Source organism: Priestia sp. FSL H7-0729 (assembly GCF_038005685.1).
Taxonomy (GTDB): Bacteria; Bacillota; Bacilli; order Paenibacillales; family Paenibacillaceae; genus Paenibacillus.
In genome coordinates this window covers 1357786-1383617 of sequence record NZ_JBBOTQ010000001.1, presented here as the reverse complement: position 1 = coordinate 1383617, position 25832 = coordinate 1357786, and the positions used below count along the sequence as shown (strand labels likewise).

Here is a 25832-nt window from a genome sequence, read left to right as displayed (position 1 = left end):
TCCGATTTGAATACATGAGTTTATTTCATATAATCTATTATAAATATTCATTTTTATAATGCAAAGAGATCGTATATACTTGCCAAGGCGAGTTAGTTTGACGCACGATCACACAGCTCAGAATACATAGAATGAAGGTTGAAGCAAGATGAATGGTGGACAGGTTAATCAAGGTCAGGCAACAAGAAGAGCGGACATACAGATGCTGCTCGCAACGGTCATCTGGGGATCATCCTATCTGTTTATGAAATCGGGCCTGGAGTCCATGCAAGAATTGAATCTGGTCGCATTTCGTTTTGGAATTGCTTTTATTGCAGCAGGACTTCTGTTTCATCGGCGGTTGTTGAACATGGATCGCAGAACACTTGTGGCAGGAGCCATTATGGGGACAGCTTTATTCACTGCATTTGTATTCATCACCTATGGTGTACAACGAACAACAACATCTCAAGCGGGATTCCTGATTAGTTTGGCGGTTATTTTTGTACCGATCCTGACGACGATCCAGCATCGTCGTATGCCTGATAAACGATTGACACTAAGTATATTGGTTGCCGTTACCGGGCTTGGCTTGCTGACGCTTCAACATGAGCTGAGTCTGCACACGGGAGATATTCTGTGCATACTTGCAGCACTGGTATATGCCATCTATATTATGATTGCCGGCAAGTTCACACCGAAGCATGATCCATTAACCCTGGGAACGGTGCAATTGGGTATTGCGGCGATGTGGGGAATTGCAGCTACATTCATGCTTGAGACGCCACGTATGCCCGATACGGCTGAATCCTGGGCAGCCATTCTCGGCTTGGGTGTATTGTGTAGCGGATTGGGATATATTTTGCAGACACTCGCACAGCGTCATGCTTCTCCCACAAGAACGAGTCTGATCTTCTCACTCGAACCCCTGTTTGCAGCGGCCTTTGCATTTACGTTTCAAGGAGAATCACTAACGTTGCAAGGATATGCAGGAGCAGCACTGATGTTGGTCGGTGTTCTGATCACAGAGATCAAGCTTCCACACCCTGTCTTCTGGCGCAGAAAACGCCCGGTTTTACAGTCGGAACTCAGCGATCAGGGAGCACCAGGCGTATAATTAGGGACAATGCCCTTTCGTCATCTTCTATGGAAGGTGGGGAGAGGGCCTTTTTGGTTATGCCATACACCTTGTGTAAGGGAGAATCAACTACCTAACAAAAAAACAGAATAACATAACTTGTTTTGTTGATTTTTGTTTTTTATGCTACACTGAATGAAAATCAGGAAAAACGGGTGAGTAAGATGGCTAAAAGAGTAACAATGCAGCAAATTGCGGATGCTGCGGGCGTGTCCAAATTCGCAGTTTCCCGTGCGCTGACGGGCAAGCCTGGTGTGAGTGAGCATACACGCGAGATGATTGTCAGAACGGCGGGGCAGCTTGGATATTTTAGAACAGAACCCAAGCGGTATCCGGTGGATACACAGGCGGCAGTAGAAATTAAGCCCGAAGCGAAGCGACAAGGCACGATATTGATTTTGTTTCCCAACATTCGTTCTCAGAATCGATCCTCCTTGTACTGGGGTCCTGTGTTTGACGGCATTTCCGAAAGGTTGAATGAGCAGGGAATGGATATTTTAACGCTGACAGAACCCTCTTCAGATCGGATGTTCTCGGTCCTTAATCCCGAAGCAATCAGCGGAGTCATTACGGTGGGCACCATCTCGACATCCGTATTGCTGGAGATTTACAGGCTCCGTATTCCGCTTGTAATGGTGGACCATGAAGACCCAACCGTATACGCAGACTCGGTCTTCACGGACAATATGAAATGTATGAAAGAACTGGTTCTCATGCTCGTTGGTAAAGGGTACAGAAGGTTTCAGTTTGCCGGGCAGCTGCCCGATGCGGCAAGTTTTAGAGAACGCTGGCTTGGATATCGTACAGTGCTTGAAGAGAAGCAGTTGCAGGGAGAACAGCAAGAAGACTTGCTGGGACAAGAGTATGATCAGATTCGGAGATCCATTGCTGGAATGAAGCTGAAGGAGGTGCCGGAAGTCTTCGTATGTGCGAATGACCATACGGCTGTCATCGTGCTTCAGGAACTCCGAAGCCGAGGCATTCAGGTTCCTGAACGCTGTGCCGTAACCGGGTTTGACAATACGCAGACGGATGAACCCATTCTTGCTTCGGTGCATATTAACAAAGAGAATCTGGGCACAAGAGCGGTAGATCAGCTTTTGTGGCGGATCAAACACCCGGATGAACCATATGAACGTAAGCTGATCTATTCAGAATTAATTATTCGCGATGAATATAATGCCAGTATACAGTAACGGGACATGAACGCATGGGTCAGTTTAACAGTGAAAATAGTGTAAGTGAACTCAGTTGAGAGACATGAAGAGGGTAGGGCTTCATGTCTTTTTGGTATGAAGAGATAATTAAATAAATTAAATTACAAAACAGATTGACTATGAGAAGCATATCGTGGTAATTTTGTTTTGTAAGTTATTTATTTTTATGCTAACAAAACCTAACAGAATATTAGATAACAACTCTAACAATAATGGAGGCTGTCATGAGCACAATACAATCACAGGTTTTTCAGAATTGGACGTTCAAGGCTTGCGAAGATCAAGAGTGGATGCCGGCTCAGGTACCCGGCTGTGTGCATACAGATTTGCTGAAACTGGGCAAGATTCCAGATCCTTTTTATGGAACGAACGAGAAGGAAGTACAATGGATTGATAAGATAGATTGGGAATATCAGACGGAATTTGACGTGGCCGAAACGTTGTTCTCCCAGGAACATCTGGAACTGGTGTTTGATGGTCTGGATACATATGCGGATGTGTATGTGAATGATGTGCATGTGTTATCCGCAGACAATATGTTCCGGGTATGGAAGGCGGATGTGAAGGGTGTATTAAAGGGGAACGGCAACATGCTTCGAATACGTTTTCGGTCTCCGATTCAGGAAGACCTGCCGAAGCTGGAGAAGCTCGGATATGCGTTGCCTGCATCCAATGATCAATCCGATGTTGGCGGACTTGGCGATAAGAGAGTAAGTATTTTTGCCCGTAAAGCGCCGTATCACTATGGTTGGGATTGGGGTCCGCGTTTTGTAACCAGTGGGATCTGGCGTGAAGCACGTCTTGAAGGTTGGACACAAGTTCGAATTAATGATGTGTATATCCAGCAAAATGAAGTAAGCGCTACCTCAGCATCATTAACGGCTGTTGTGGAAGTCGAGACCTCACAAGCGGTAGATACAGTCATTCGTATAGGTGCAGACGGTCAGAGATGGGAAAAATCAGTATCGCTGCAACCTGGAACTCAAAGTGTGGAGATTCCTATATCCATCCGTGAACCAAAACTGTGGTGGAGCCGCGGACTTGGTGCTCCGCATATGTACACCTTCCTTACCGAGGTGCTTCAAGGTGAACGGGCTGTGGCTGAATCTGCAGTGAAGACAGGGCTTCGTTCCATTCGACTGGTACGTGACAAAGATGAAGCAGGAGCATCCTTTTACTTCGAGCTAAACGGTGTTGCGGTATTTGCCAAAGGGGCCAATCATATTCCGAATGACAGCTTCATCACCGAAATAACCCGTGAACGTTATCGACATGAGATTATCTCCGCTGCCGAGTCCAATATGAACATGCTTCGTGTGTGGGGTGGCGGGATCTATGAGCAAGATGATTTCTACGAACTTTGTGATGAATACGGTATCCTGGTATGGCAAGACTTCATGTTTGCATGTAGCATGTATCCGGGAGATGAAGCGTTCCTGAACAGTGTGAGACATGAAGCGATCGATAATGTTAAACGTCTGCGTAATCATCCAAGTATTGCACTCTGGTGTGGAAACAACGAGATTGATTCAGCCTGGGCTCATTATGTTGAGAATGGTGGCTGGGGATGGAAGAAGGATTTTACTGCTGAGCAACGGGAACACATCTGGGCGGATTACGAAGCCATCTTCCATGATCTGCTGCCAGAAGTGGTTGAGGCGTATGCTCCAGGTGTAGATTACTGGCCATCTTCACCACTTGTATCCCTGACAGGGGATGAGAAGCAGCATGCGCACCCTTCCACAGCAGAAGGAGATATTCACTACTGGGGCGTGTGGCATAATGTAGAACCGTTTGAAAATTACAACGTGCATGTGGGTCGTTTCATGAGTGAATACGGATTCCAGTCTTTCCCGGAGTACAAGTCAGTCCGTACGTACGCGGAAGAAGAGGATCTGGCGCTGGAATCGGAAGTCATGCTTGCGCATCAGAAGAATGGCGCAGGTAATCGTCTGATCAAGCAGTACATGGATATGTACATGCATGAATCGAAGGACTTCCCATCGTTCCTGTATATGAGCCAGGTGCTTCAGGCGGAAGCAATGAAGACAGCGATTGAGGCGCATCGTCGCCGCAAACCATTCTGCATGGGTACACTTTACTGGCAAATGAATGACTGTTGGCCGGTGGCTTCATGGGCAGGTATGGATTACCTTGGTCGTTGGAAAGCATTGCAATATTATGCGAAACGCAGCTTCAGCGATGTGTTGGTATCCGTAGACGGGACCAAGGAAGATACGACAGATATATATGTAATCTCGGATCTACTTGAGCCAGTCAAAGGTCAATTGCAGGTTCGACTGATTGGATTCGATGGCACGGTGTATCGTGAAGAAAATCATGAAGTAACAGTGGCTTCGAACTCGGGTCAACAGGTGTTGTCCCTAAGCCAGGCTGAATGGCTGGAAGGACATGATGCAGCAACAACGTTGCTGCGAATTGATCTGAAGCAGGATGGAGTAGCAGACATCGTGCAGGAGCATTATTTTGCACCATCCAAAGATCTTGCTTTGAAGCATGCACACATTAAAGTAACTGAAGTTTTGGATGAGGCTGGTGCCCATCTGGTGCTGGAAAGTGATGTACTTGCCAAACAGGTATGGATCGCCTCTGAAGCGGAAGGTGTATTCTCGGACAACTTCTTCGATCTTATTCCTGGCATTCCGGTGAAGGTGCAGTTTACTTCCAGAGAAGGACTGCAATCTGCCGATGCGGTATCCAATACGGGACTCATTCAGGTTCGTTCCATGGCTGACTTTATCAAACAATAATAAGGTTTAATCTCAGGACGGTTGAGATCTCTCTTAAGAGGGATTTCGACCGTTTTTATTTTGCGGCATCCAACAAAAACACAAGGTAGGCTTCAAAGATGGTGCCATCATTGCTATAATTGATAATCATTATCAATTAATAAGTGGGTTTGTGGTCACAATGCTATGTATTGTACAGGGTTGGGCACTTAGGAAAGGGAGTCTATATGGGAATTCAGAATGACATCAAGCTGTGGGATCAGGTACAGGTTCGCGTGCTTGATGTGCGTCTTATATCACTGGAAACCAACGAGTTCATACGTAATTATGTGTTACCGACCAGTGCATTTGTATATGTTCAAGGCAGGGGGCAGGTGTGGCTGGATGAAGAAGTATGGACCACAAGCCAGTTCTTGCTGCTGCACGGGGGAAAAGGAAGGCGTCTGACCCTTGAAGCGACCGGGGTGACAGAGGTGCATTTGATTTTGTACAAATCCACGCTGCCATCGAACGTCTTGGTGGAGTACCGAATGATGCTGAACCAGCGCAATCCGTTCGAAGAGTCCTGGGCGACAGCGCCGGATCATGCACTTGAGCTGCGTGAGCTTGTGCGGAATATATATGAATGCTGGTCAGAACATAAGCAAGTGGGCAAAATTCAGGTCAAAGTGTACTTCTTTCAACTGGTACAGATTGTATTGTTACAACGGAGTCGCATGCTTAATGAAGTTCAGCAGCCTTCGCTTACCGATCGGGTTTTGCGATATATCAAAGCTCATTATCGGGAATCGATCTCACTTGATTCGCTTGCCCAGTCCTTGAGTTACAGTCCGCAATATGTATCACGCAAATTCAAGGAACAGACGGGGTGTACTCCGACAGAATATGTGATTCGGTTACGAATGGGTGAGGCGAGGAGTTTGCTTGCATCCACGGAAGCTTCATTACAGGAGATTGCGGCGTATGTGGGTTATATGGACCCGTTCTATTTCAACCGTATATTCAAAAAAGAGACCGGCATTACACCGGGACAATATCGGTTAAAGCAGCAGGAAAATTCGAAATCAGTTTCAAAAAGTGCATTATATGCAACAAATGAATCCATTGTAACAGGACGCGAGGAACGTTATCCTTTAATTGATGATGATAATCATTATCAATATATTGGAGATGAGGAAATCTACATGTTTAACCAGTTTAAATCAGCGATCATGTCGCTTGCGCTTGTACTCACATTGAGTGCTTGTGGAACAGCCCAGCAGGGGGCAGAAACATCCGAGGTCGCGGCTGAACCCGAACAACCGGCAGTAGTAGAAACCAAAATGGTCAAAACGACCTTTGGTGAGGTCGAGATCCCTGCACATCCAGAGCGAGTGGCTGCTATCGATTATCTGGGAACGTTGCTTGCTCTTGGTGTCAAACCGATTGGTGGAGGCCAATTTCTGATGAACAGTCCTTATCTGGAAGGTCACATGGATGGTCTTGCAACGATAGGGGATTCCGTTGAACAATTGATGGAGCTGGAGCCTGATCTCATTATTACATTGAATCCGGACAAGGCGGCTTATGAGAAATACAGCAAGATTGCGCCAACGGTTTCAATTGCATCCATCACTTTCCCAACACTGAAGGACGAAGTAAACTATTTCGGTGATGTCCTTGGCAAAGAAGCGGAAGCAGAGAAGTGGCTGGCTGATTTCGATGAGGAGATTGCCAAAATCAAGCAGGAGGTCCAGAACGTTGTCCCGGCTGAGGCTACATTCTCCGTTATGCAGGAATATGATCGCCAAGTTTTCATTTTTGGCAATCAGTCAGGCCGTGGAGGACGTAACATCTATGAATTGCTTGGTTTGCAAGCCCCTAAGAACATTCCATCCGAGTTGATGCAGGGTGCCTACCATGAATTCTCCATAGAACTGCTCTCCAAATACGCGGGAGATTACATTGTGCTGACCAGCAATTCTCAACTGAAAGACCTTCAGGCAGATCCGGTCTGGGGTTCATTACCTGCTGTCAAAAATGGAAGAGTATACATATGGACAGAAGAACAGTCCTGGTTCCGCGACCCGATCGCCTTGTTGAAACAGACACAGGACCTGGCAGAATGGATTATTGGACTTCATACACCGTCTAAATAAGGAACGGCCGTTCCTGCCCACAGTTAAAGGCCCGAGTGCATCACAAATGCACAGCGGGCCTTTTTTCGTTTTTTGGAATCATTGAATCTCCAAGATCTCGATCGCGTAACCGTCCAGTTCCAGATGAGGACCTTTCCGTTTGCCGTCCAGTGCACTGGTGTATGAAGCGTTAAGTTCAATGGAGACAGGTTCGGGGCTCAGATTCAGAATAAAACGGAACGTTCCATTCGGACCAGAGCGGGTGGTCACCTGTACACCATGTGGCAAAGCTTGAATTCCACCAAGGTCACTGTCTTCTGCGATGCTTCTCAATAACTGGCTCAAATACGCTTCTTCCGGCTGGGTTGCCACATAATAGACCTCACCATTACCCCAGGTATTCCTGGTTATAGCGGCGGTTTCGGCATAAAATTGATCCGCATATACAGCGATCGGCTGCGCCGTATCCAGTTCCAAAACATCCACCCATTGAGAAGCAGCATAGAGATGACCTTGGTCATCACGAATCTGAACGGTATCCCCGCCAACAGGATCATACTCGGTTACCCGCACACCACTACAGTCAGACAACAGACCTGGGAGCGGAGCCATGACACATACGTTATTGTCGTTCTTGACACCCGTGCGATGGGTTAAGACCAGGATGCCCCCAGCTGCTGCAAAAGCCTGCAGACGTTCTGCTGTGGTCTCATCCAGCAGGTACAGATGCGGAGCAATAATGATCTTATAGCCATCCAGTGGCTCCGAAGTGTGTATTACATCCGTAGAGATGCCCAATTTGGTCAAGACCCGATGCCATACTTTCATATTTTCGTAGTATTCCAGTCCTTCAGCCTGGGGCTGAATTCGAAGGGCGTTCAATTGATCATGCGAATGAAGAATCGCGACTTCGTTATGCAATGTTGAACCTTGCAGACGTTCACTGAGTTTGTTCACTTCGGTGCATAGTTGTTGAAATTCCTTAAAACGTCGGCCCGGAACGTTGCTGTGATCAATCAGTCCATGCCAGAACTGTTCAGCGCCCACAGTTGCACTCCGCCAGCGGAAATGCACAACCGCATCAGCCCCGCGAGCAATGGTCTGCCAAGCGTAAGCGCGCAGGAACCCGGGCTGCGGTGTACGCCACATGGGGAACCAGCATCCCGGAGGGCCACTCAGCTGCTCCATGATCCAGAAGTTGCGGCGCTTAATACCGCGTGTCAGATCCAATGAGAGTGCACCACTGTAAGGCGCGGTGTCTGTTTTGTTCGGTGAAGGGTTCGGATAATAATCAAAAGAAGCGAAGTCCAGCTCCTGACCGATTTTATACTGATCTGCTTTTTGCGGATAACTGTGAAAATTATGGGTGACAAAATGCTTAGGACAATTGCGGCGAATAATCTCGACCTGAATATGTTGAAAATCCATAATGGAGTCCGACTGGAAACGAGAGTAGTCCAACAGGAATGAAGGATTCTGAAACGAAGAGCCTCCATACGGCGGTGTGACTTGTTTCCAATCGCTATATTCACCACTCCAGACCACAGTCCCCCAGGCTTGGTTGATCTGATCCAGGCTGTTGTAGCGAACACGAACCCATTCACGAAAAGCGTCCGCACAAGCGGTACACTGACAATCTGTGAAGCTGAATTCATTGTCTGTCTGCCATCCGATAATTGCCGGATGTTCGGCATAGCGCTCGGTCAGTTTTTGTACAATTCTTGCACTGTACGTTCGAATACTGGGACTGTTATAACAACGATGTCCCCGAACGCCTTCATGATACGGTTGACCATGCGGAAGCACAGGCAGTACATCAGGACATTTTTCGGTAAGCCAGCGTGGGGGTGTCATGGTTGGTGTACCGATTACAATTTGAAGTCCATGACGATGCAAGGTATCAATCGCTTGATCAAGCCATGCCCACTCAAACTGTCCATCTGCGGGTTCCATTCTGCTCCAGGCGAACTCACCCACACGCACAATGCGTACTCCACTTTCAGCCATTAAACGGGCATCATGTTCCCACAGGGAAGGTTCCCAATGTTCTGGATAATAATCGACGCCCATTTGCACGGGACGGTTTGTATTCATATCGGTTGTTCTCCTTTAGTGTCAGCATCATGATCTTGTGAATCCTATACAAGTCTATTTCATTGTATACTGGATAATAACAAGGGAATATAACATCATGTTGCGACAGGATATCATGATCTTGCTATTCAGAATCTTCATAATCGTTACGTAAACAGGAGGTTGAACATATGCGAATACATTGGTTTATGCCTGAGCCGGGATTCGCCGGGTACACCTGTTATCCAGTGGCCTACGGAAGATATATCGATCCAGCGCATGGGGAGCATCGTCCAGACGGGATACGTGAATACAATCTACATCTGATATTCAGTGGACAGGGGTATGTCCGAACAGAACAGGGAAACGTCCGATTGATGGCTGGCCAAGGTTTTCTATATGCACCAGGACAGGCGCAGCAATACTATGCGGACCCGACTGATCCCTGGGAAGTAAGGTGGATTCATATGCAGGCCTACGATCTGGAGCGATTGCTGGACCTCCGCAGTCCAGACAAGGTTTGGCTGTTTTCATTTTCGGGATTCGAACGCTTCGAGGCGTTGCATGAACAATTATGCCAGCTCGGCAGAACTTATGAGAGTGTCCATGAACCCAGATTGTCTGCTGTCCTGTACGAGTTGCTGGCAGAACTTACGAGGAATTCGGAGTCGCTGGCGGGCACGTCTATACTGAGTCATCAGGATACCATTCGTTCAACGGCCGATTATATCCGCCGTCATTGTACGCAGCCGCTAAGTCTTGCCGACATGGCCAATACAGCGGGATACAGTGTGTATTATTTTAATCGCATGTTCAAAAGCATTATGGGGGTTCCCCCAGGCCGGTATCTGCTGGATTGCCGTATGCTGGCGGCGAAGAAAAGTCTGGCAGATTCAGATCTGACAGTGAAACAGATTGCTTCTCAATGTGGCTTTACACACAGCAGTTACTTTATTCGCATGTTTCGAACGTACATTGGTATGACCCCGCAGCAATTCAGGCTGCTTTATGGCTCAGGCAGTGCAGATAAGGGAAATGCCATCACAAGGGAGGATTGAGTCCATATGTAACTCCAACAAAACCGTGCTGCCCAGTTTACTGAGCAGCATGGTTTTCATATTCGTATGTAGGACTGAACAGTAGGAGGGGATTAGCAGTCTGTGAGTCTGGGCGGGGATGAACTAACAGTGTGATTGTCCTATGAGAGATATAGGTTATTGTTTCTTTTGTTCATTCTGGAGTTCTTGCAGATCCTCCAGTTGCAGTGTGAGGTCATTCTCGGGGTTTGCGCTCACAATGACTTCTGACTGTGATTGTTGCTGACCTGGTTGATTCGACTTGGCAGCAGGCTTGATCAGATAGAGACTTTGAACGGAGTTGAGCAGGCTGGCAGGGGTATCTTCATACGTTTCCAGGAAAAGCACATAGTTTTTGGTGGGGATCAGTTTAAGGTTGTCTTCATTAATAATCTCGGTGTTGCCTACTTGTCCGCCAAGTTGCTTCACTTCAAGTTGTTCCCCGGCCTTGTAACTGCCCTTATAGGATTCAGCGATCTGAATCGTGTGGATCGTATAGATTTTGTCAAAAGAAGACGGCTCTCCTCCCGGGTCGGACGCTGGGTTTAACTCGTTTTCATTGGCAGCATCGGTAACTTGTACGATATCGTTCATAGCCTCCACACGCGTCTCAATAACACTACCCTTCACAATGGTATTTGCTCTCGCGGACAGGTCACCAATGCTGGCATAACTTGGGTAATCTTCAGAAGCAATAATGGTTATGGGCGCATCCGATGGAGAAGCGGCAGGTATATAAGAAGAACATCCAACAGCAGATAACATGAAAATGGAAGAGAGAAGCATTGTTAATACTCGATTCTTGTTCATGGACAGGAATCCTCCTTGGTTTTTGGAATGAGTTTGCAGCGGATTAGTACTTGGATCTTACGTTATTGATATCAAAGGTTTGAGGTTTGGTCATGGAATTGCGGTTGCGGGAGTATGACATAATGGAAGGACTCGTTGTTGTTGGGTTGTCACCGAGCCAGATGGAGTGACCGAGTTCGTGGACGAATACGCTTTGAATGAAGTTGGATAAGTTGGTCGCGTCAGGGGTGATGGTGGATGCATTGAGTTCGATGCGGAAGCTAACGACTTGACTGCCGGATACAGAGGCGTAGTTGACACCATAAGCTGTGTTATTGAAGTTTCCTACGGTGATGGTGTTCGGAGAGTTGCTCGTTTTGGTGAATTGCACTTTGGCACCGGCATTGTTCCAGTTGGCGAGGGAAGCGTCCATTGGAGTTTGCCATGCTGAGGTGTAATTATACGTGCGAATGGGGATGGTGGTACTGGGATAACCGTAGGTGAGAAAGGTTGCCGCATAGATGGTACTGCCGAACATCGCAATCGCTGAGAACAACATGATGCTCGCCAAAAACTTCCTTTTCATACTTAAAACCTCCAATAAATGTATTTTATTCTCTATTATAGTAACAAGGAATAGTTAGATTGAAATGAGTCCGAGGTCGTTGTTTTTGTCGAGAAAAACATGAATTAACACTTGATCAGACCCGAGTGGTGTCAAAATAAGTCATTTTCCGTTTGATGTGCATGCATAATTTCCCTGAAGTTACAAACAATACATCCAACTTACACAGGGAAAGGTAGTGCTAGAGCATGTGCAACCGTTTTTCATTGGCAGCCGATTTGGACGAAGTCAGAGATCATTTCAAGATCCAGCGGGTAATGTATTATTACAAGAACCGATACAATATCAGCCCAACACAGCATACGCCGATTATTTTGCATCAAGATGGTGAGCGTGTATTGGATGAGTTCCGGTGGGGGTTCATTCCATTCTGGGGTCGTGATGCCGTTAACGCGAATCTCATGACGGTACACGAGAATCCTTCCTATTACAAACTGGTAGAGACCAAGCGCTGCGTCATTCCCTGCAATGGATTATATTACTGGCGGCAAGAGGGCAAGAAAAGTTATGCGGTTCGTGTTGTCATGCCGGATCGCGGTCTGTTCGGCATTGCTGGGTTATACGAGGTGTGGAGAGATACACGTAAAGAGCCGCTTCGTACCTGCACAATGCTTATGACAGGTGCGAACATGGTTACACGCGAGTTTGGCAGTAAAATGCCGGCGATCCTCTCCGAAGAAGAGATCAATACCTGGCTTGACCCGGCTAATACACGGGTGACACAGTTGCTACCGCTATTAAAATCGTATAACAGTACAGAGATGAATCTGTATCCTGTCACCCCTATGGTCGCGAACGATGAACACGACTGTTACGAGTGCGTGGAAGAGATGGATCAGAAGCTGGCTTACGTTCGGAGTTTCTGAACATCCATTGGATAGAGTGAAGGACTGTGGATAGAATGAAGAAGATTAAGGGGCTGAGAGTCTGGAGACACTCTGCTCTTTTTTTCCTTTCTGAAAATGAAGAGTTGCAATTGCAAAGAAACGTAACTATAATCATTACAGTAAGTGGACGCATATATTCATATATCTATTAAAAGAGATATTTATAATCAGGAGGGAACCACGAATGAATCCAAAGTTTAACCAGATGTTTGAACAAGTTTCACTGCCGACTGGTATTACACTGAAAAACCGTATCGTGCTTGCTCCAATGACTCATATGTCCTCCAATGCTGATGGTACCATATCAGACGCGGAACTTGCTTATTATGCACGTCGCACCGGTGGTGCAGGCATGTCGATCACAGCTGTAGGGCATGTAACAGAGCATGGCATTGGTTTCCCGGCTCAGTTTGGCGTCTATGATGATCGCTTCATTCCGGGTCTGAAGAAACTGGCTGAAACCATTAAACAACAGGGCTCCGTTGCCGTATTGCAAATTTTCCATGCGGGCCGTCTGACGCCTGAACAAGCTGTCCCTGCGGGACAAGTGGTTGCTCCTAGTGCGGTTGCAAGTGAGCGTCCAGGTTCGCCTGAACCAAGAGAATTGACGGATGCCGAGATTACTTCCATTATCAAAGACTTTGGTGAAGCGACACGTCGTGCAATCGAAGCCGGATTTGATGGTGTTGAGATTCACGGTGCGAACGGTTATCTGATCCAGCAATTCTTCTCTCCGCATTCCAACCGACGTGAAGACCGTTATGGTGGAAGTGCCGAGAAACGCCTGACATTCCCCCTTGCTGTAGTGGACGAAGTCCAGAAAGTGGTTGCCGAACATACCAAACTGCCATTCATCATTGGTTATCGTTTCTCCCCGGAAGAACCGGAAACACCGGGACTCACGATGGAAGATACGTATGTACTGGTGGATGCGCTGAAAGATAAAAACCTGGACTACCTTCATGTCTCTGTGAACGAGTTCTGGTCCAAACCAAGACGTGGCGAAGCAGATACACGCTCAAGAATGGAATTCATCCTGGATCGTGTGAACGGCAAATTGCCTGTGATTGGTGTAGGTGCGATTCATACGGCGGATGAGGCCGCAGACGCCCTTCAAACGGGAGTACCTTTACTTGCCATTGGACGTGAACTGATTATCGAGCCGGATTGGGTCGAGAAAATCGAGAGCGGACGGGAAGAAGATATCGAAACGATTCTGACGAAATCGGATCAGGAACGTCTGGTTATCCCTGATGGGCTGTGGAATGCAATCATCCACACACCGGGCTGGTTCCCTATGGCAGAAGATAAATAATTACACTTCTTGACTGGATTTGGAGGGGGCGAAAGCTCCCTCTTTTTGCATGTGGACCAAATTCTCCTTGTGATCGCACTGTGGTATGATGGATGAACAGGATCAACTGGATAATCAACGGTTTGGAGTGAAGGAATATGCTCGTAGCTGAACGGTATGAGAAAATAGTGGAATGGGTGGATACGCAGGGCAGCATGCGTGTGACCGAACTTAGTGAGCGCTGCGGGGTGACGGAAGAGACGATTCGTCGTGATCTGGACAAGCTCGAACAGGCGGGCAGGCTCAGACGATCCCATGGCGGGGCAGTCAGCGTTAAATACAAAGAAGAGTTACAGTCGGAGATTCCATATCCGGAACGCGCTGTAGCCCATGCAGAAGAGAAGCGCAGAATTGCAACAGAAGCGGTGAAAATGGTGGAATCCGGCGATCGGATCGCTCTGGATGCAAGTACAACGGCATGGTATATGGCGGCAGGATTGCCGAACATTCCACTGACGGTATTAACCAACTCGATTAAGGTCGCCGCAGAGCTGAGTAACAAGGAGCAGATTCGTGTGATTGCCACAGGTGGCCAATTAGCTTCGAAGTCACTTTCTTTTGTAGGACCGCTTGCGGAACGTTCGCTGGATGCTTACCATGTGGATAAAGTATTTCTGTCTTGCAAAGGAGTACATCTAACCAAAGGGATTAGCGAATCCAATGAGTTACAGGCTTTGGTGAAGCAGAAAATGATCCATATTGCAGATGAAGTCATTCTACTTGCAGATTCCAGCAAGTTTAACATACAGGCATTTACGAGAGTCGCTGAGATGAGCAGTGTAGGGAAAGTAATTACAGATCAGGGTGTAGATGAAGAACATGTTAGCGCATTGATCGAGCAGAATATTACGTGTATACGTGTGTAAATCAGAAAGGAATGAATGTCATGAAACATCCTTTTCATCTAAAAGCGGTATGGAATGGTGGGCGTAACAGTGAGGGAACTATTGATGCGGGTGGGTTAAAAACGGTCATATCGATTCCGCAAGAGATGGGCGGACCCGGTACGGGAACTAATCCGGACGAGATGCTGCTGGGTGCAGCCTCCACCTGTTACCTGATCACACTGGCAGCGATGCTGGAGCGTTCGGATATTACGCCGGATGAATTGACCCTTGAATCCGAAGCAACGGTAGATGTTACGAATAACATATTTACGTACGAACGGATCGTACATAGACCCCGGATTGTACTCCCCCAAGATGCTTCAGAGGCAGATATCACCAAGGCTGAGCGTTTGGCGCACAAGGCTGAAACATCCTGCATGATCTCCCGAGCAGTAGCAGGTAATGTTTCGATTGCAACCCAGCCAGTCGTTGTAACCACAGGAGCTAACGCGTTGTGATATACTGAAGAACAGACAATTCAAGTTGTCATTTGTGTAAAATAAGGAGTCATTCGGCATGAACACACAGAAGCGCAAGACTAACCGCTGGGTACGTTTAACACGTGCTATGAAGCTGAACTTTCTCAAATTGTTACGTGCTCCGGGAGGTGCGCATAAAGTATCCACCGGATTTGCCATAGGGTTCGGACTGGAATTGATCGTGATCTCGACCGCATCCCTGATATATCTCATATTTTATCCCATTGTGCGATTGTCCGGGGGTTCGATGCCAGCAGCGATCGTGGGTAATGTGATTGGAAAACTTACGTTTTTGCCTATCATTCTGATGCCGCTAGCGAAGCAGATTGGCTCCTGGATTCTGCCTGCGCACAGTATGGGACAGGGACTGGTGCATGAGAGTGCATTCATGGAACTATTTCGCGGGAACTGGTCGGCCGTGAGCGAATTGTTGCTTGGTGGACTGGATATTCTGGCGGGTATGTCCGTATTCGGAGTCATTCTGGGTGTGATTTCGTACTTTGTCGTAAAATTCTTCTACGTCAGAGCGCTCAACCGGCGTTATGAACGCCGGCTGGAGAAACGCCGACAAGCGGATATGGCGTCAGTATCGCCACCGGTTTTAATCAGGAAGCCATCACAATCATGATTGGCAACATCAACATGGATGCAGCAGTTGTCCACAGAATGCAGCGGGATACAAACTGCGGGGAAGCATTGAACTGCTCAGCCAAAATAACGGCGTTCACTGCCGTCGGCATGGATGCGAGAATCAGCAGCACACTGAACAACGTACCTTCGACCTGAAGAGCGGTCAGAATTAACCAGGAGAGGATCGGGGCAGCTGCGAGACGTACGACTAGTCCAGTCCAGAAGGCTCGGCGTACATTGGGCAGCCAAGGTACCGTTATACCTTTGGGTCTGAGCATCTGTGCTCCCAGAATGGCGAGAACGACAGGAGAGTAACCCATAGCTAGCATAGCAATCCCTCCATCCAGTGCTTCAGGCAGGCTCAGATTGGACGCACGCAGCGCAATGGCGATGCCAGCAGCATAGATGGATGGCATGCGGAAAACGGATAGAATCGCATCTTTCACCGTGAATTCGGATCTCGCGGCAAAAAAGATACCCACCGTATTAACAATGATCATCTGTCCAATGACGTAGACGGAAGCCTTGTCCAGTCCAAGCTGACCAAAGGCAAGCAGCACAAGCGGGAGCCCGTAATTCACGCAGTTCGTAAACGTGGAGACGAGGGTGAGGCCCGCTTTTTCGCTTGCACCCAGATGGAAAACCCGGCTTAACAGCTCGGCGAGTGCCCACAGGGCAACTAGATTTATGAGGGAGAACCAGAATGTGCTGGTAACGTCCGTCCAGGTAATCTCGGCATGCAGCAATGTATTGAAGATGAGCGCAGGGCTCAAAATATAAAGGGAAAAGCTCGAGAGCGACCGGGTATCCCAATTCTTGAAGCGTTTTAACAGAATACCTCCGATCACGGGAAGTGATATCGGCAGGAATACATGGTATAACGTGAGTATAAATGAGTGAAGCAATGCAATTCAGTCCCTTCTGGATGAAAAACCTATCTTATCATAGCAGAAGATACACCTCATATGAATGGATTTCAGTATGATTGTGTGCATTCCGCGCGTGTTCTAACCGATGATTTTACGGATGCGCAAGGGCAGCGGATTGCTATTTTGATATGGCAGATTTATTATAGAAGAGGTGCAACAAGATTACATACACATAGAGGAGGAAACTGTAATGAGTGAATCAAAACGCTTGCTCGTACTTGCTGGCTCTTATGCCGAAACGGAAAATGAGGGCATTTATGCATATGAATTGAATGAGGATACAGGCAGCTTGTCCAAGCTTGATGGCATCGCGGGCGTGAAAAACCCGACGTTTGTCAACGTGGATACTGAGGGTAACAAACTGTATGCGATTGGTGAAACAGCGTCTGCTGAAGGCAATAAAATGTCTGAAGCTGTAGCTCTGAGCATTGATCCTTCTACAGGAAAATTAACATTGCTGAACCGGAATGACTCCATTTCAGCTCCACCATGCCATATCCAGCGTGATCCTTCCGGCAAATACTTGATCCTCTCCAGCTACCACGGTGGTCTGGTAGGTCTGCAAGCCTTGACGGATAACGGTGAAGTTGGAGCGCTTCTCGACGAGAAGAAACATGAAGGCCAAGGTGCGCATCCTGAACGTCAGGACAAGCCACATGTGCACTCCGCTTTCTTCAGCCCGGATGGCAAATACATGATGGTACAGGATCTCGGTGCGGATAAAATCGCCATCTATTCCATTGATGCAGACAAGAATGAACTTGTGCTGCACAGTGAAACCAAAACGCATGCGGGTGCAGGCCCACGTCACTTGGCATTCCATCCGAATGGTCAATTCGCTTATGTGATTAACGAAGTGGATTCTTCAATTACTTCGTTCCAATACGATGCAGCAGCGGGTACATTGACTGAATTGTCTACTGTATCCACATTGCCTGATGGATATGATGGCAAAGAGAATACAACAGCGGAAATTACCGTTTCCAATGATGGACGTTATGTATATGGTTCTAACCGTGGACATGACAGCATCGTTGTATTTGCTGTAGATGCAGACAAAGGTCACCTGACATTGGTTGAGCATGTATCTGCTGAAGGTGAGCACCCGCGTCACTTTGCTCTGACACCTAACGGCAAACTGCTGATCGCAGCTAACCGTGACACCAACAACATCGTGACATTCACGGTGGATCAGGAGAGCGGACGTCTGAAATACACAGGTCACAGCACTGGTGTATCCAAGCCGGTATGCGTGAAACCTGTATACTTGTAAAACGATAAATTCGTAAACCAGCTTTGCTGGCATTGAAAATGTTAGGGACCCTGCCATATGGCGGGGTCTTTTATATTGAACACCTGGTTGGATGATTAGGTTGCTGTTCTGCAGCAAGCGGCATGAAACATAGGATAAGTTCTTTAATAAGATTCACCTAACAACGAAAAATTATCAATAGTATCGCCCAAGTAACTACCCCACTTCAAAGTGCGTACTTCCTGAATGGATAGTCAGGGTCTACAATGAGTAAGTAGCCAAAACAAACACTGCATGCATCTGAACAGACCAATTGGTGCAGGCTAAATATCTGATTATTATTTTTACAGGAACGACTCATACTTGAACAACAAAGGAGAAATAAATGATGAAATTGCAATTGGCGCTTGACTTGGTAAATATCCCTGAAGGTATCGCATTGGTTAAAGAGGTTGAACAATATATTGATATCGTTGAGATTGGTACACCAATCGTTATTAATGAAGGTTTGCACGCGGTAAAAGCGATGAAAGAAGCATTCCCTAATCTGCAAGTTCTTGCAGACCTTAAAATTATGGATGCTGGTGGTTATGAAATCATGAAAGCAGCTGAGGCTGGTGCGGATCTGATCACTGTGCTTGGGGCAACCAATGACAGTACGATCAAAGGTGCAGTAGCAGAAGCGAAGAAACAAAACAAACAAGTTCTTGTGGACATGATCAACGTGCCTAACCTTGAACAACGTGCTCGTGAAATTGATGCGCTTGGCGTAGATTATATCTGTGTACACACAGGTTATGACCTGCAAGCCGAAGGACAAAGCCCGTTCGAAGATCTGCAAACGATCAAAGCAGCTGTGAAAAATGCTAAAACGGCTGTTGCTGGTGGAATCAAGCTGGAAACATTGCCAGAAGTAATCAAAGCACAACCGGATCTGGTTATTGTAGGCGGCGGTATCACAGGACAAGCAGACAAAGCGGCAGTTGCAGCTGAAATGCAACGTCTCGTTAAACAAGGGTAAGCAGATGAGCAAAACACAGTACGCAGCTGACATCTTGAAGGAGCTGGAACGTACGTTAAGCCAGATCGATGATGCAGAGATGCAAGCGATGGCTGAGCACATTCTGGCTGCAGAACAGATTTTTGTAGCAGGAGCAGGCCGGTCAGGACTTATGGGAAAGGCCTTTGCCATGAGACTGATGCAGATGGGGCTTCGTGTATATGTGGTGGGCGAGACCGTTACACCCGGGATCAGCTCTAAGGATTTCCTCTTGCTGTGCTCTGGCTCAGGAGAAACAGGCAGTCTGGTAGCCATGGCTCAAAAGGCTAGTCAAGCTGGTGCACCTGTCGGCCTGATTACGATTAAGCCAGAGTCCACGATCGGTCAATTGGCATCTACGGTAGTGCGCCTTCCGGCTTCAGCCAAAGAGGACACAGCGACTTCCGGAGCGGAAGTAACCATTCAGCCCATGGGCTCGCTGTTTGAACAGGGACTGTTAATTGGCATGGATGCTCTCATCCTTACGATGATGGAAATGAAGGGTATGACCGGAGCGGATATGTTTGGCCGCCACGCGAACCTGGAATAGTGAATAGATGAAAGACCGGAATCCTTTGATCATGAAGGGTTCTGGTCTTTTCTGCGATACATAATCATTCATCTGTATAGGTTTTATCATGATTTACAGTTAAACTTTGCATCCCGACCAGGCTGTAGTAGAATTAATAGATAGCTGTATCGAATGAATGTACTTATTACATCATGCATGGAGCGGAAAGCTTACCTGAAGTGAAGTATCCCCGTGATATGCGTAATATACGCGATATAAGATTGAAGATGAGGGGGCTCGGAGCCATGGCAGCCGAAGTCAAGGAACGGATTAATCTGAAAGAAATCAACTGTGAGAAGGAACTGACCCTTGCGGTAATCGGTGGCAAATGGAAACTGATTATTTTGTGGCATTTGGGTCTGGAAGGCACCAAACGTTTCAGTGAGCTGAAACGTCTAATCCCTCATATTACCCAGAAGATGCTGACCAATCAGCTGCGTGAACTGGAGGAAGACAAACTGATTGAGCGCAAAGTGTATGCAGAGGTCCCTCCACGGGTAGAATACACGTTGACAGATCACGGTCAGAGCCTGATGCCTGTCCTGCACGCAATGTATAACTGGGGTAAAAATTACGGTGAAAATGTAATCTGGAAAGAAAGTTAAATAGTTATATTCATTAAAACGCTTGGTGTATGGAGTTTTTCCATCACCTAGCGTTTTTTTAGTTACTTTCAAACCATGGTCACATGAGCAAAAGTTTATACGAAACGTAGGGGACAGAAATAGCTTGAAGAAGCGGAGCGTTCGCATTTATCCCCGGATTTTCCCTTTAGAAAAGGGATCAAAAAAATCTGGGGATAACGGCGATCAGAAGGCTATTCTGTCATTGGAGTGACACGGATAAACTAATTTGTAATCTGGACCATAGGTCTCATTATTCGCAGATGTCATGTATAGATAAGCGTAATATGATACGATGAGAGATATTGGAAAATGCAAGGAGGATGACAACTAAAGATGGAAAAAATACGTACACGTGCTGAGGTAGACCAGGAAACCACCTGGGAATTGAGAGACTTATTTGTAACCGATGTAGAGTGGGAGCAGGAGCTTCGATCACTTCCTGAGGCTGCTGCCCAGATTGAAACGTTCAGAGGACGTCTGGGCGAAGGCGCTGAACAATTGCTGGCTTGTCTAGATGCCCGTGAAGCTTTGCAGGAGCGCATTGGCAAGACGGCTTCTTATGCCCGCTTGAAGCAGTCAGAGGACAGCACCAATCCGGTAAACATAGAGAATTCAGCCAAAGCAGGAGATATCCTGTCGAATCTGTCGTCGTCCTTGTCTTTTGTCAATTCGGAGATCGTTGAACTTCCGGATGGAACTGTAGAGCGTTATATTCAGGAACTTCCGGAGCTGGAGCCGTATGCGCACAGTTTGGAGCGTTTGATTCAGGAAAAAGCACATCGGCTTACACCAGAAACCGAGAAGGTACTCGCTTCACTTGGAGAGGTGCTGGATTCCCCATACCGAATCTATCTGCGCGGTAAACTGGCAGACATGACGTTTGACGATGCCCTTGATGGAGAGGATAATACTCGTCCACTGTCCTGGTCATTCTATGAAAATAACTATGAGATGTCTTCCGATACAAAGCTGCGCCGTTCTGCTTATGCTGCATTCAGCTCGACATTGAATGAGTATAAAAATACGTTCGCAGAAGGTTATGCAACCGAAGTGAAGAAACAGGTTGTTTTATCCAGGCTGCGTGGTTACGACGATGTTACAGATATGCTTCTCAGCCCACAGCAAGTGAGCAAAGAGATGTACAATAATGTGCTCGACATTATCCAGCAGGAACTTGCACCTCATATGCGCAGACTGGCGGCTCTCAAGAAACGTGAGCTGGGTCTGGACAAGCTGATGTTCTGTGATCTGAAGGCCCCGCTGGATCCTGAATTTAGCCCTGCCATTACATATGACGAGGCTTGCACACTCATCCGAGAAGCACTTGATGTGCTTGGGCCGGAGTATGGCGAGATCGTAGAGCGCGCATTCAGTGAACGCTGGGTGGATTACGCAGATAATGCAGGCAAATCCACAGGGGCATTTTGTTCCTCTATATATGGTTCACACTCCTATATCTTGATCTCATGGGCGAACAATATGCGCGGAGCATTTACACTTGCCCATGAAGTGGGACATGCAGGCCACTTTATGCTTGCGGGACGTTACCAACGGCTCACGAATACAAGACCATCGCTTTATTTCATTGAGGCACCATCGACCATGAATGAAATGCTGCTGGCAGATCATCTATTGAAGCGTTCAGATAATCCGAGAATGCGTCGTTGGGTCATTTTGCAACTGTTGAATACGTATTACCATAACTTCGTTACGCATCTGCTGGAAGGTGAATTGCAGCGCAGGGTGTATGCACTCGCAACTAATGATGAGCCGATTACGGCGAAGACGTTAAGTCAGCTCAAAGGGGACATTCTCTCTGAATTCTGGGGACCTGATCTGGTGATTGATGAAGGAGCCAAGCTCACGTGGATGAGACAACCTCATTATTATATGGGACTGTATCCATATACCTATGCGGCAGGTTTGACCGCTTCCACAGCGGCAGCACAGCAGATTCGGGAAAAAGGACAGCCTGCGGTAGATCGCTGGCTTGAAGCACTCAAAGCCGGTGGAAGTCTCACCCCGCAGGAGTTAATGAAGCTTGCAGGTGTCGATATGTCCGGACCCGAGCCGATTCGCTCTGCGGTTGCTTATGTCGGCAGTCTGGTCGACGAACTTGAACGTCTGTATTCCTGATCTGGTTCATATAGTATATGGACAAGGCAGAACGGGTTGTCTGCATGCACCGCCTTCCTTGCGTGGGGGCGGTGCATCTTATTTTGCAAGGGGAAAGGAACGATGATGAATGGCGTTAATGAGCGTGTCCTCATCGATGGGCCAATTAAGTGTGGACGGCTTTGGTGTGTTTGACGACATGAGTGGAGTACCGGGTTTTGAAGGCATTCAGGGTGGTTTTTTTTCGGGATTGAATGAGTTTGGTGCCATGGGTGCGTTTGTTTCCATCTTTATTGGTGCCGTATTTCTTATTGTTGCGGGTGTGATTGTATATGCCATCATCTCAGGGGTACGCACATGGTCATCGAATAACGCAGCGGCCTTGTTAACCCTGCACTCAACGGTGGTGGCGAAACGAACAGAAGTCTCAGGTGGAAGCGGGGATAGCAGTGCGACTACTCGGTATTATGTTACATTTGAATTCGACAATGGGGAGCGCATTGAACTGATCGTAGGCGGAAACCATTATGGCATGCTGGTGGAAAATGATCGGGGGATGCTGACCTATCAGGGGACACGGTTCAAGCATTTTGAGAGAGATGTACAGCCACAGTCGGGGGTAAGCAAAGGCCAATTTTATACGTGAAGAAAAAGAAATGCGACTCCTCCCAAGTGGAGAGAGTCGTTTTTGGTATACCCAAAAGAAAGAAAAAGCGAAGGGTATTCAAACGCTTACAATGGTGATATACTCGTAAAATAAAGTTAAACAGTATTAAACAAAAACAAACAAACAAAAAATACAGCATAAAGTACAGGATTACGGACTGAAATAAGAGATGCCGTTTGGAAAATAGGATGGGTTCGAAAGGTTGGTGACGCGCAGTGAGTGTGCTGGCTTATGATTTGGGCGCTGGGAGCGGGAGAGCGCTACTCGGACATCTGAATGATCGAGGGATCGAAACGAGCGAAATTCATCGGTTCAAGAATGAACCGGTGAAGGTTGGCGAGCGGATGCACTGGGATATTCTGCGATTGCATCATGAGTTGTTGCAAGGGCTTACCATTGTGAAACAGCGGGGGGAACAGCCGGAGAGTCTGGGGATCGATTCCTGGGGCGTTGATTTTGGTTTGCTTGGCAGTCATGGTGAGCTACTGGGTAACCCATATCATTACCGTGATACACAGTTTAACGGCATGATGGATCAGGTACGCCAGGAGCTGAGCTCTCAGCGAATCTTTGAACGTACAGGGATTCAGTTTCTTGGCTTTAATACGCTGTATCAATTGGCAACGCTAGAGCGTAGCGGTTCCCCGTTAATTCATGAAGCAGAGCGTTTTCTCATGATTCCGGATTTGCTTCGTTATTTCCTTACCGGGGAAGCGGTGAATGAGTTCACGAATGCAACGACAACGCAATTATACAATCCATCGGCGGGGCAGTGGGATCGTGAGTTGCTGGCGCATATTCGCATTTCGGAGAAACTGTTTGGCGAAGCCGTGATGCCAGGCACCCGTGTTGGACAGCTGCGCAGCAGTATCTGTACCGATCTGGGTCTTTCCCCGATTCCCGTAATCGCGGTTGCGGAGCATGATACAGGTTCAGCTGTTGTGGCTGTTCCTGCAACGGAACGTTCATTTGCTTATCTGAGTTGTGGAACCTGGTCCCTGATGGGTACGGAGATAGATCAACCCGCGATAAGTAGCCAGAGTCTGGCCTTGAACTTCACGAATGAAGGCGGGGCGGGCGGGACATTCCGTCTGCTCAAGAACATCATGGGCCTGTGGATTTTGCAGGAAAGCATGCGGGAGTGGGAGCGTCAAGGGCAGGGGATCAGCTACGATGCGTTATTGGCGAAGGCGGAAAAGGCGGCTCCATTTGCCAGTTTGTTTGATCCAGATGATGAACTGTTCATGCCAGCAGGAGATATGACAACCCGAATACGTCAGTATTGTAGGGGTACAGGGCAAGTGGTGCCAGAAGATCAGGGGGCTATTGCCAGGGCAATTCTGGAAAGTCTTGCATTGAAGTATAGAAGAGTCCTGGGATGGACGGAACAATTGTCGGGGCAGACATTTAACGGACTGCATATGGTCGGTGGAGGTATCCAGAACCGCCTGTTATGTCAGTGGACTGCGAGTTCCATTGGGAAACCGGTATGGGCGGGTCCGGCAGAGGGAAGTGCCATCGGGAATATGGCTGTGCAATGGATGGCAAGCGGAGCTTTTAAGAATATCTGGGAAGCTCGCAGAACCATTCGTGATTCATTTCCGGTAACTGCATATGAGCCGCAGGACAGGTCCATTTGGGAAGATGCTTACGGCAGATTTCTGCGTTTGACGGCTTCATCTACTTCACAAGCCGGGAGTGAGGTGTAACATGCTGGCAGCGGAGCGGTATGACCGGATTGTGGAGATGGTGAATGAAAAGGGCAGTATGCGTGTATCCGAGCTGAGTGAGCGCTGCCGGGTGACAGAGGAAACGATCCGGCGCGATCTGGATCGGCTGGAACAGGCAGGGCGACTGCGCCGCTCCCACGGTGGTGCGGTGAGTGTGAAGGAAGATCAGCCGGAGATCCCTTACCGGATCAGGGAGACAACCCACGCGGAAGAGAAGAAGAAGATTGCACAAGTGGCTCTGGCGATGATTAATCCGGGTGATCGCATTCTGTTGGATGCCAGTACAACCGCAGGTTATATGGCAGCAAACATGCCTGATTTTCCGCTGACCGTCTTGACTAATTCCATTCAGGTAGCGACTGAACTTAGCAGTCGTGACAAGGTTGAGGTCATCTCAACGGGAGGCCAGTTGGCATCTCGCTCGTTGTCTTTTGTTGGGCCACTCGCGGAGCGTTCTCTGGAGACGTATCATGTGGACAAATTGTTTTTGTCCTGCAAAGGCGTACATCTTGAAGGCGGCGGAATCAGTGAATCCAATGAACTTCAGGCAAGGCTGAAGCAAAAGATGGTTGGCATATCCGATCAGGTCATCTTACTTGCCGATGCCAGTAAATTTGGTGTCCGTGCTTTTGCTCGGGTATCCGGATTAGATGCAGTCCATACGATCGTTACCGATCAGCCATTGGAGGTAGAACAGACAGAACGTTTGAGCGGATACGATATCGAGATTATTACGGTTTAAGCTTTGAATTTATTAATATAAATTGAACTAAACATTTACACGAAACGGAGAGGACAGAAATAACTTGAAGAAGCGAAGCGTGCGCCTTTATCCCCGGATTTTATCCTTTAAAAAGTAAATTAAAAAATCTGGGGATAACAGCGATCGGAAGGTTATTCTG

At 47.5% G+C, this 25832-nt stretch carries 22 protein-coding genes; 18 read left to right on the top strand and 4 right to left on the bottom strand.

Features of this window, described 5'->3' with window-relative positions; translation table 11 throughout:
* Window positions 1-148: 148 nt before the first annotated feature.
* The 4 genes from MHH93_RS05720 (at window position 149) to MHH93_RS05705 (ending at window position 7222) form a co-directional block, all read left to right on the top strand.
* Window positions 149-1096 (top strand): DMT family transporter, encoded by a 948-nt coding sequence (locus MHH93_RS05720; RefSeq protein ID WP_500053190.1) that lies wholly within the window; start codon window positions 149-151, stop codon window positions 1094-1096.
* Between the two features lie 185 nt (window positions 1097-1281).
* Window positions 1282-2313 (top strand): LacI family DNA-binding transcriptional regulator, encoded by a 1032-nt coding sequence (locus MHH93_RS05715; RefSeq protein WP_500053189.1) that lies wholly within the window; start codon window positions 1282-1284, stop codon window positions 2311-2313.
* Between the two features lie 245 nt (window positions 2314-2558).
* Window positions 2559-5105, top strand: coding sequence for a beta-mannosidase (locus tag MHH93_RS05710; RefSeq protein WP_500053188.1), 2547 nt, complete (start codon window positions 2559-2561; stop codon window positions 5103-5105).
* 206 nt (window positions 5106-5311) lie between these two features.
* Window positions 5312-7222, top strand: coding sequence for an AraC family transcriptional regulator (locus tag MHH93_RS05705; RefSeq protein WP_500053187.1), 1911 nt, complete (start codon window positions 5312-5314; stop codon window positions 7220-7222).
* A 78-nt stretch (window positions 7223-7300) separates the two neighbouring features.
* On the opposite strand, the gene MHH93_RS05700 is transcribed toward MHH93_RS05705, so the two are convergent.
* The gene (locus MHH93_RS05700; protein WP_500053186.1) at window positions 7301-9295 is read right to left on the bottom strand and encodes a beta-galactosidase; all 1995 of its coding nucleotides are present in this window, start codon (window positions 9293-9295) and stop codon (window positions 7301-7303) included.
* 170 nt (window positions 9296-9465) lie between these two features.
* Here MHH93_RS05700 and MHH93_RS05695 point away from each other — a divergent pair, with 170 nt between their 5' ends.
* Entirely contained in the window at window positions 9466-10332 is an 867-nt protein-coding gene (locus MHH93_RS05695) for a helix-turn-helix transcriptional regulator (RefSeq protein ID WP_500053185.1), read from the top strand.
* 156 nt (window positions 10333-10488) lie between these two features.
* On the opposite strand, the gene MHH93_RS05690 is transcribed toward MHH93_RS05695, so the two are convergent.
* Both MHH93_RS05690 and MHH93_RS05685 read right to left on the bottom strand, forming a co-directional pair.
* Window positions 10489-11160: a hypothetical protein gene (locus MHH93_RS05690; RefSeq protein WP_500053184.1), complete on the bottom strand. Its 672-nt coding sequence runs from the start codon at window positions 11158-11160 to the stop codon at window positions 10489-10491.
* A gap of 43 nt (window positions 11161-11203) precedes the next feature.
* On the bottom strand, window positions 11204-11725 hold the full coding sequence (locus MHH93_RS05685) for a zinc metalloprotease (protein WP_500053183.1): 522 nt from the start codon (window positions 11723-11725) through the stop codon (window positions 11204-11206).
* A gap of 227 nt (window positions 11726-11952) precedes the next feature.
* Between MHH93_RS05685 and MHH93_RS05680 the strand changes: the two genes are divergently transcribed.
* From MHH93_RS05680 to MHH93_RS05660, 5 genes are all read left to right on the top strand, one after another.
* The gene (locus tag MHH93_RS05680) at window positions 11953-12630 is read left to right on the top strand and encodes an SOS response-associated peptidase (RefSeq protein ID WP_091016984.1); all 678 of its coding nucleotides are present in this window, start codon (window positions 11953-11955) and stop codon (window positions 12628-12630) included.
* Between the two features lie 205 nt (window positions 12631-12835).
* Window positions 12836-13966 (top strand): NADH-dependent flavin oxidoreductase, encoded by a 1131-nt coding sequence (locus MHH93_RS05675; RefSeq protein WP_500053182.1) that lies wholly within the window; start codon window positions 12836-12838, stop codon window positions 13964-13966.
* A gap of 137 nt (window positions 13967-14103) precedes the next feature.
* Entirely contained in the window at window positions 14104-14871 is a 768-nt protein-coding gene (locus tag MHH93_RS05670; protein ID WP_500053181.1) for a DeoR/GlpR family DNA-binding transcription regulator, read from the top strand.
* Between the two features lie 20 nt (window positions 14872-14891).
* Entirely contained in the window at window positions 14892-15350 is a 459-nt protein-coding gene (locus MHH93_RS05665; protein WP_500053180.1) for an OsmC family protein, read from the top strand.
* Window positions 15351-15408: 58 nt separating this feature from the next.
* Window positions 15409-15999, top strand: a complete 591-nt coding sequence (locus tag MHH93_RS05660) for a DUF2062 domain-containing protein (protein ID WP_500053179.1) — start codon at window positions 15409-15411, stop codon at window positions 15997-15999.
* Here MHH93_RS05660 and MHH93_RS05655 read toward each other — a convergent pair.
* Entirely contained in the window at window positions 15977-16906 is a 930-nt protein-coding gene (locus MHH93_RS05655; protein ID WP_500053178.1) for an AEC family transporter, read from the bottom strand. The two genes, MHH93_RS05660 and MHH93_RS05655, sit on opposite strands and share 23 nt — an antisense overlap.
* A gap of 214 nt (window positions 16907-17120) precedes the next feature.
* On the opposite strand from MHH93_RS05655, the gene MHH93_RS05650 reads away from it, so the two are divergent.
* The 8 genes from MHH93_RS05650 to MHH93_RS05615 all read left to right on the top strand — a co-directional run bounded on the left by MHH93_RS05650 (window position 17121) and on the right by MHH93_RS05615 (window position 25672).
* On the top strand, window positions 17121-18203 hold the full coding sequence (locus MHH93_RS05650) for a lactonase family protein (protein WP_500053177.1): 1083 nt from the start codon (window positions 17121-17123) through the stop codon (window positions 18201-18203).
* A 367-nt stretch (window positions 18204-18570) separates the two neighbouring features.
* Window positions 18571-19203, top strand: coding sequence for a 3-hexulose-6-phosphate synthase (hxlA, locus tag MHH93_RS05645; RefSeq protein ID WP_036670570.1), 633 nt, complete (start codon window positions 18571-18573; stop codon window positions 19201-19203).
* Window positions 19204-19207: 4 nt separating this feature from the next.
* Window positions 19208-19771, top strand: coding sequence for a 6-phospho-3-hexuloisomerase (gene hxlB, locus MHH93_RS05640; RefSeq protein WP_500053176.1), 564 nt, complete (start codon window positions 19208-19210; stop codon window positions 19769-19771).
* 266 nt (window positions 19772-20037) lie between these two features.
* On the top strand, window positions 20038-20397 hold the full coding sequence (locus MHH93_RS05635; protein ID WP_062833989.1) for a winged helix-turn-helix transcriptional regulator: 360 nt from the start codon (window positions 20038-20040) through the stop codon (window positions 20395-20397).
* 354 nt (window positions 20398-20751) lie between these two features.
* The gene (gene pepF, locus MHH93_RS05630; protein ID WP_500053175.1) at window positions 20752-22554 is read left to right on the top strand and encodes an oligoendopeptidase F; all 1803 of its coding nucleotides are present in this window, start codon (window positions 20752-20754) and stop codon (window positions 22552-22554) included.
* A gap of 109 nt (window positions 22555-22663) precedes the next feature.
* A complete protein-coding gene (locus MHH93_RS05625; protein ID WP_500053174.1) occupies window positions 22664-23179 on the top strand; it encodes a DUF2500 domain-containing protein in 516 nt (171 codons plus the stop codon).
* Between the two features lie 236 nt (window positions 23180-23415).
* Window positions 23416-24909, top strand: a complete 1494-nt coding sequence (locus MHH93_RS05620; RefSeq protein WP_500053173.1) for a rhamnulokinase — start codon at window positions 23416-23418, stop codon at window positions 24907-24909.
* Window position 24910: 1 nt separating this feature from the next.
* Complete coding sequence (locus tag MHH93_RS05615; RefSeq protein WP_500053172.1) at window positions 24911-25672, top strand: DeoR/GlpR family DNA-binding transcription regulator; 762 nt, start codon at window positions 24911-24913, stop codon at window positions 25670-25672.
* Window positions 25673-25832 lie beyond the last annotated feature (160 nt).

What these genes read in the sequence shown, in the direction of transcription:
- MHH93_RS05660 (WP_500053179.1), top strand. Translation starts at nt 15,409, where the DNA reads ATGAACACACAGAAGCGCAAGACTAACCGCTGGGTACGTTTAACACGT.
- MHH93_RS05670 (WP_500053181.1), top strand. Translation starts at nt 14,104, where the DNA reads ATGCTCGTAGCTGAACGGTATGAGAAAATAGTGGAATGGGTGGATACG.
- MHH93_RS05675 (WP_500053182.1), top strand. Translation starts at nt 12,836, where the DNA reads ATGAATCCAAAGTTTAACCAGATGTTTGAACAAGTTTCACTGCCGACT.
- MHH93_RS05685 (WP_500053183.1), bottom strand. Translation starts at nt 11,725, where the DNA reads ATGAAAAGGAAGTTTTTGGCGAGCATCATGTTGTTCTCAGCGATTGCG.
- MHH93_RS05635 (WP_062833989.1), top strand. Translation starts at nt 20,038, where the DNA reads ATGGCAGCCGAAGTCAAGGAACGGATTAATCTGAAAGAAATCAACTGT.
- MHH93_RS05695 (WP_500053185.1), top strand. Translation starts at nt 9,466, where the DNA reads ATGCGAATACATTGGTTTATGCCTGAGCCGGGATTCGCCGGGTACACC.
- MHH93_RS05710 (WP_500053188.1), top strand. Translation starts at nt 2,559, where the DNA reads ATGAGCACAATACAATCACAGGTTTTTCAGAATTGGACGTTCAAGGCT.
- MHH93_RS05690 (WP_500053184.1), bottom strand. Translation starts at nt 11,160, where the DNA reads ATGAACAAGAATCGAGTATTAACAATGCTTCTCTCTTCCATTTTCATG.
- MHH93_RS05625 (WP_500053174.1), top strand. Translation starts at nt 22,664, where the DNA reads ATGGCGTTAATGAGCGTGTCCTCATCGATGGGCCAATTAAGTGTGGAC.
- MHH93_RS05650 (WP_500053177.1), top strand. Translation starts at nt 17,121, where the DNA reads ATGAGTGAATCAAAACGCTTGCTCGTACTTGCTGGCTCTTATGCCGAA.
- MHH93_RS05720 (WP_500053190.1), top strand. Translation starts at nt 149, where the DNA reads ATGAATGGTGGACAGGTTAATCAAGGTCAGGCAACAAGAAGAGCGGAC.
- hxlA (WP_036670570.1), top strand. Translation starts at nt 18,571, where the DNA reads ATGAAATTGCAATTGGCGCTTGACTTGGTAAATATCCCTGAAGGTATC.
- hxlB (WP_500053176.1), top strand. Translation starts at nt 19,208, where the DNA reads ATGAGCAAAACACAGTACGCAGCTGACATCTTGAAGGAGCTGGAACGT.
- MHH93_RS05680 (WP_091016984.1), top strand. Translation starts at nt 11,953, where the DNA reads ATGTGCAACCGTTTTTCATTGGCAGCCGATTTGGACGAAGTCAGAGAT.
- MHH93_RS05665 (WP_500053180.1), top strand. Translation starts at nt 14,892, where the DNA reads ATGAAACATCCTTTTCATCTAAAAGCGGTATGGAATGGTGGGCGTAAC.
- MHH93_RS05700 (WP_500053186.1), bottom strand. Translation starts at nt 9,295, where the DNA reads ATGAATACAAACCGTCCCGTGCAAATGGGCGTCGATTATTATCCAGAA.
- MHH93_RS05615 (WP_500053172.1), top strand. Translation starts at nt 24,911, where the DNA reads ATGCTGGCAGCGGAGCGGTATGACCGGATTGTGGAGATGGTGAATGAA.
- MHH93_RS05715 (WP_500053189.1), top strand. Translation starts at nt 1,282, where the DNA reads ATGGCTAAAAGAGTAACAATGCAGCAAATTGCGGATGCTGCGGGCGTG.
- MHH93_RS05705 (WP_500053187.1), top strand. Translation starts at nt 5,312, where the DNA reads ATGGGAATTCAGAATGACATCAAGCTGTGGGATCAGGTACAGGTTCGC.
- pepF (WP_500053175.1), top strand. Translation starts at nt 20,752, where the DNA reads ATGGAAAAAATACGTACACGTGCTGAGGTAGACCAGGAAACCACCTGG.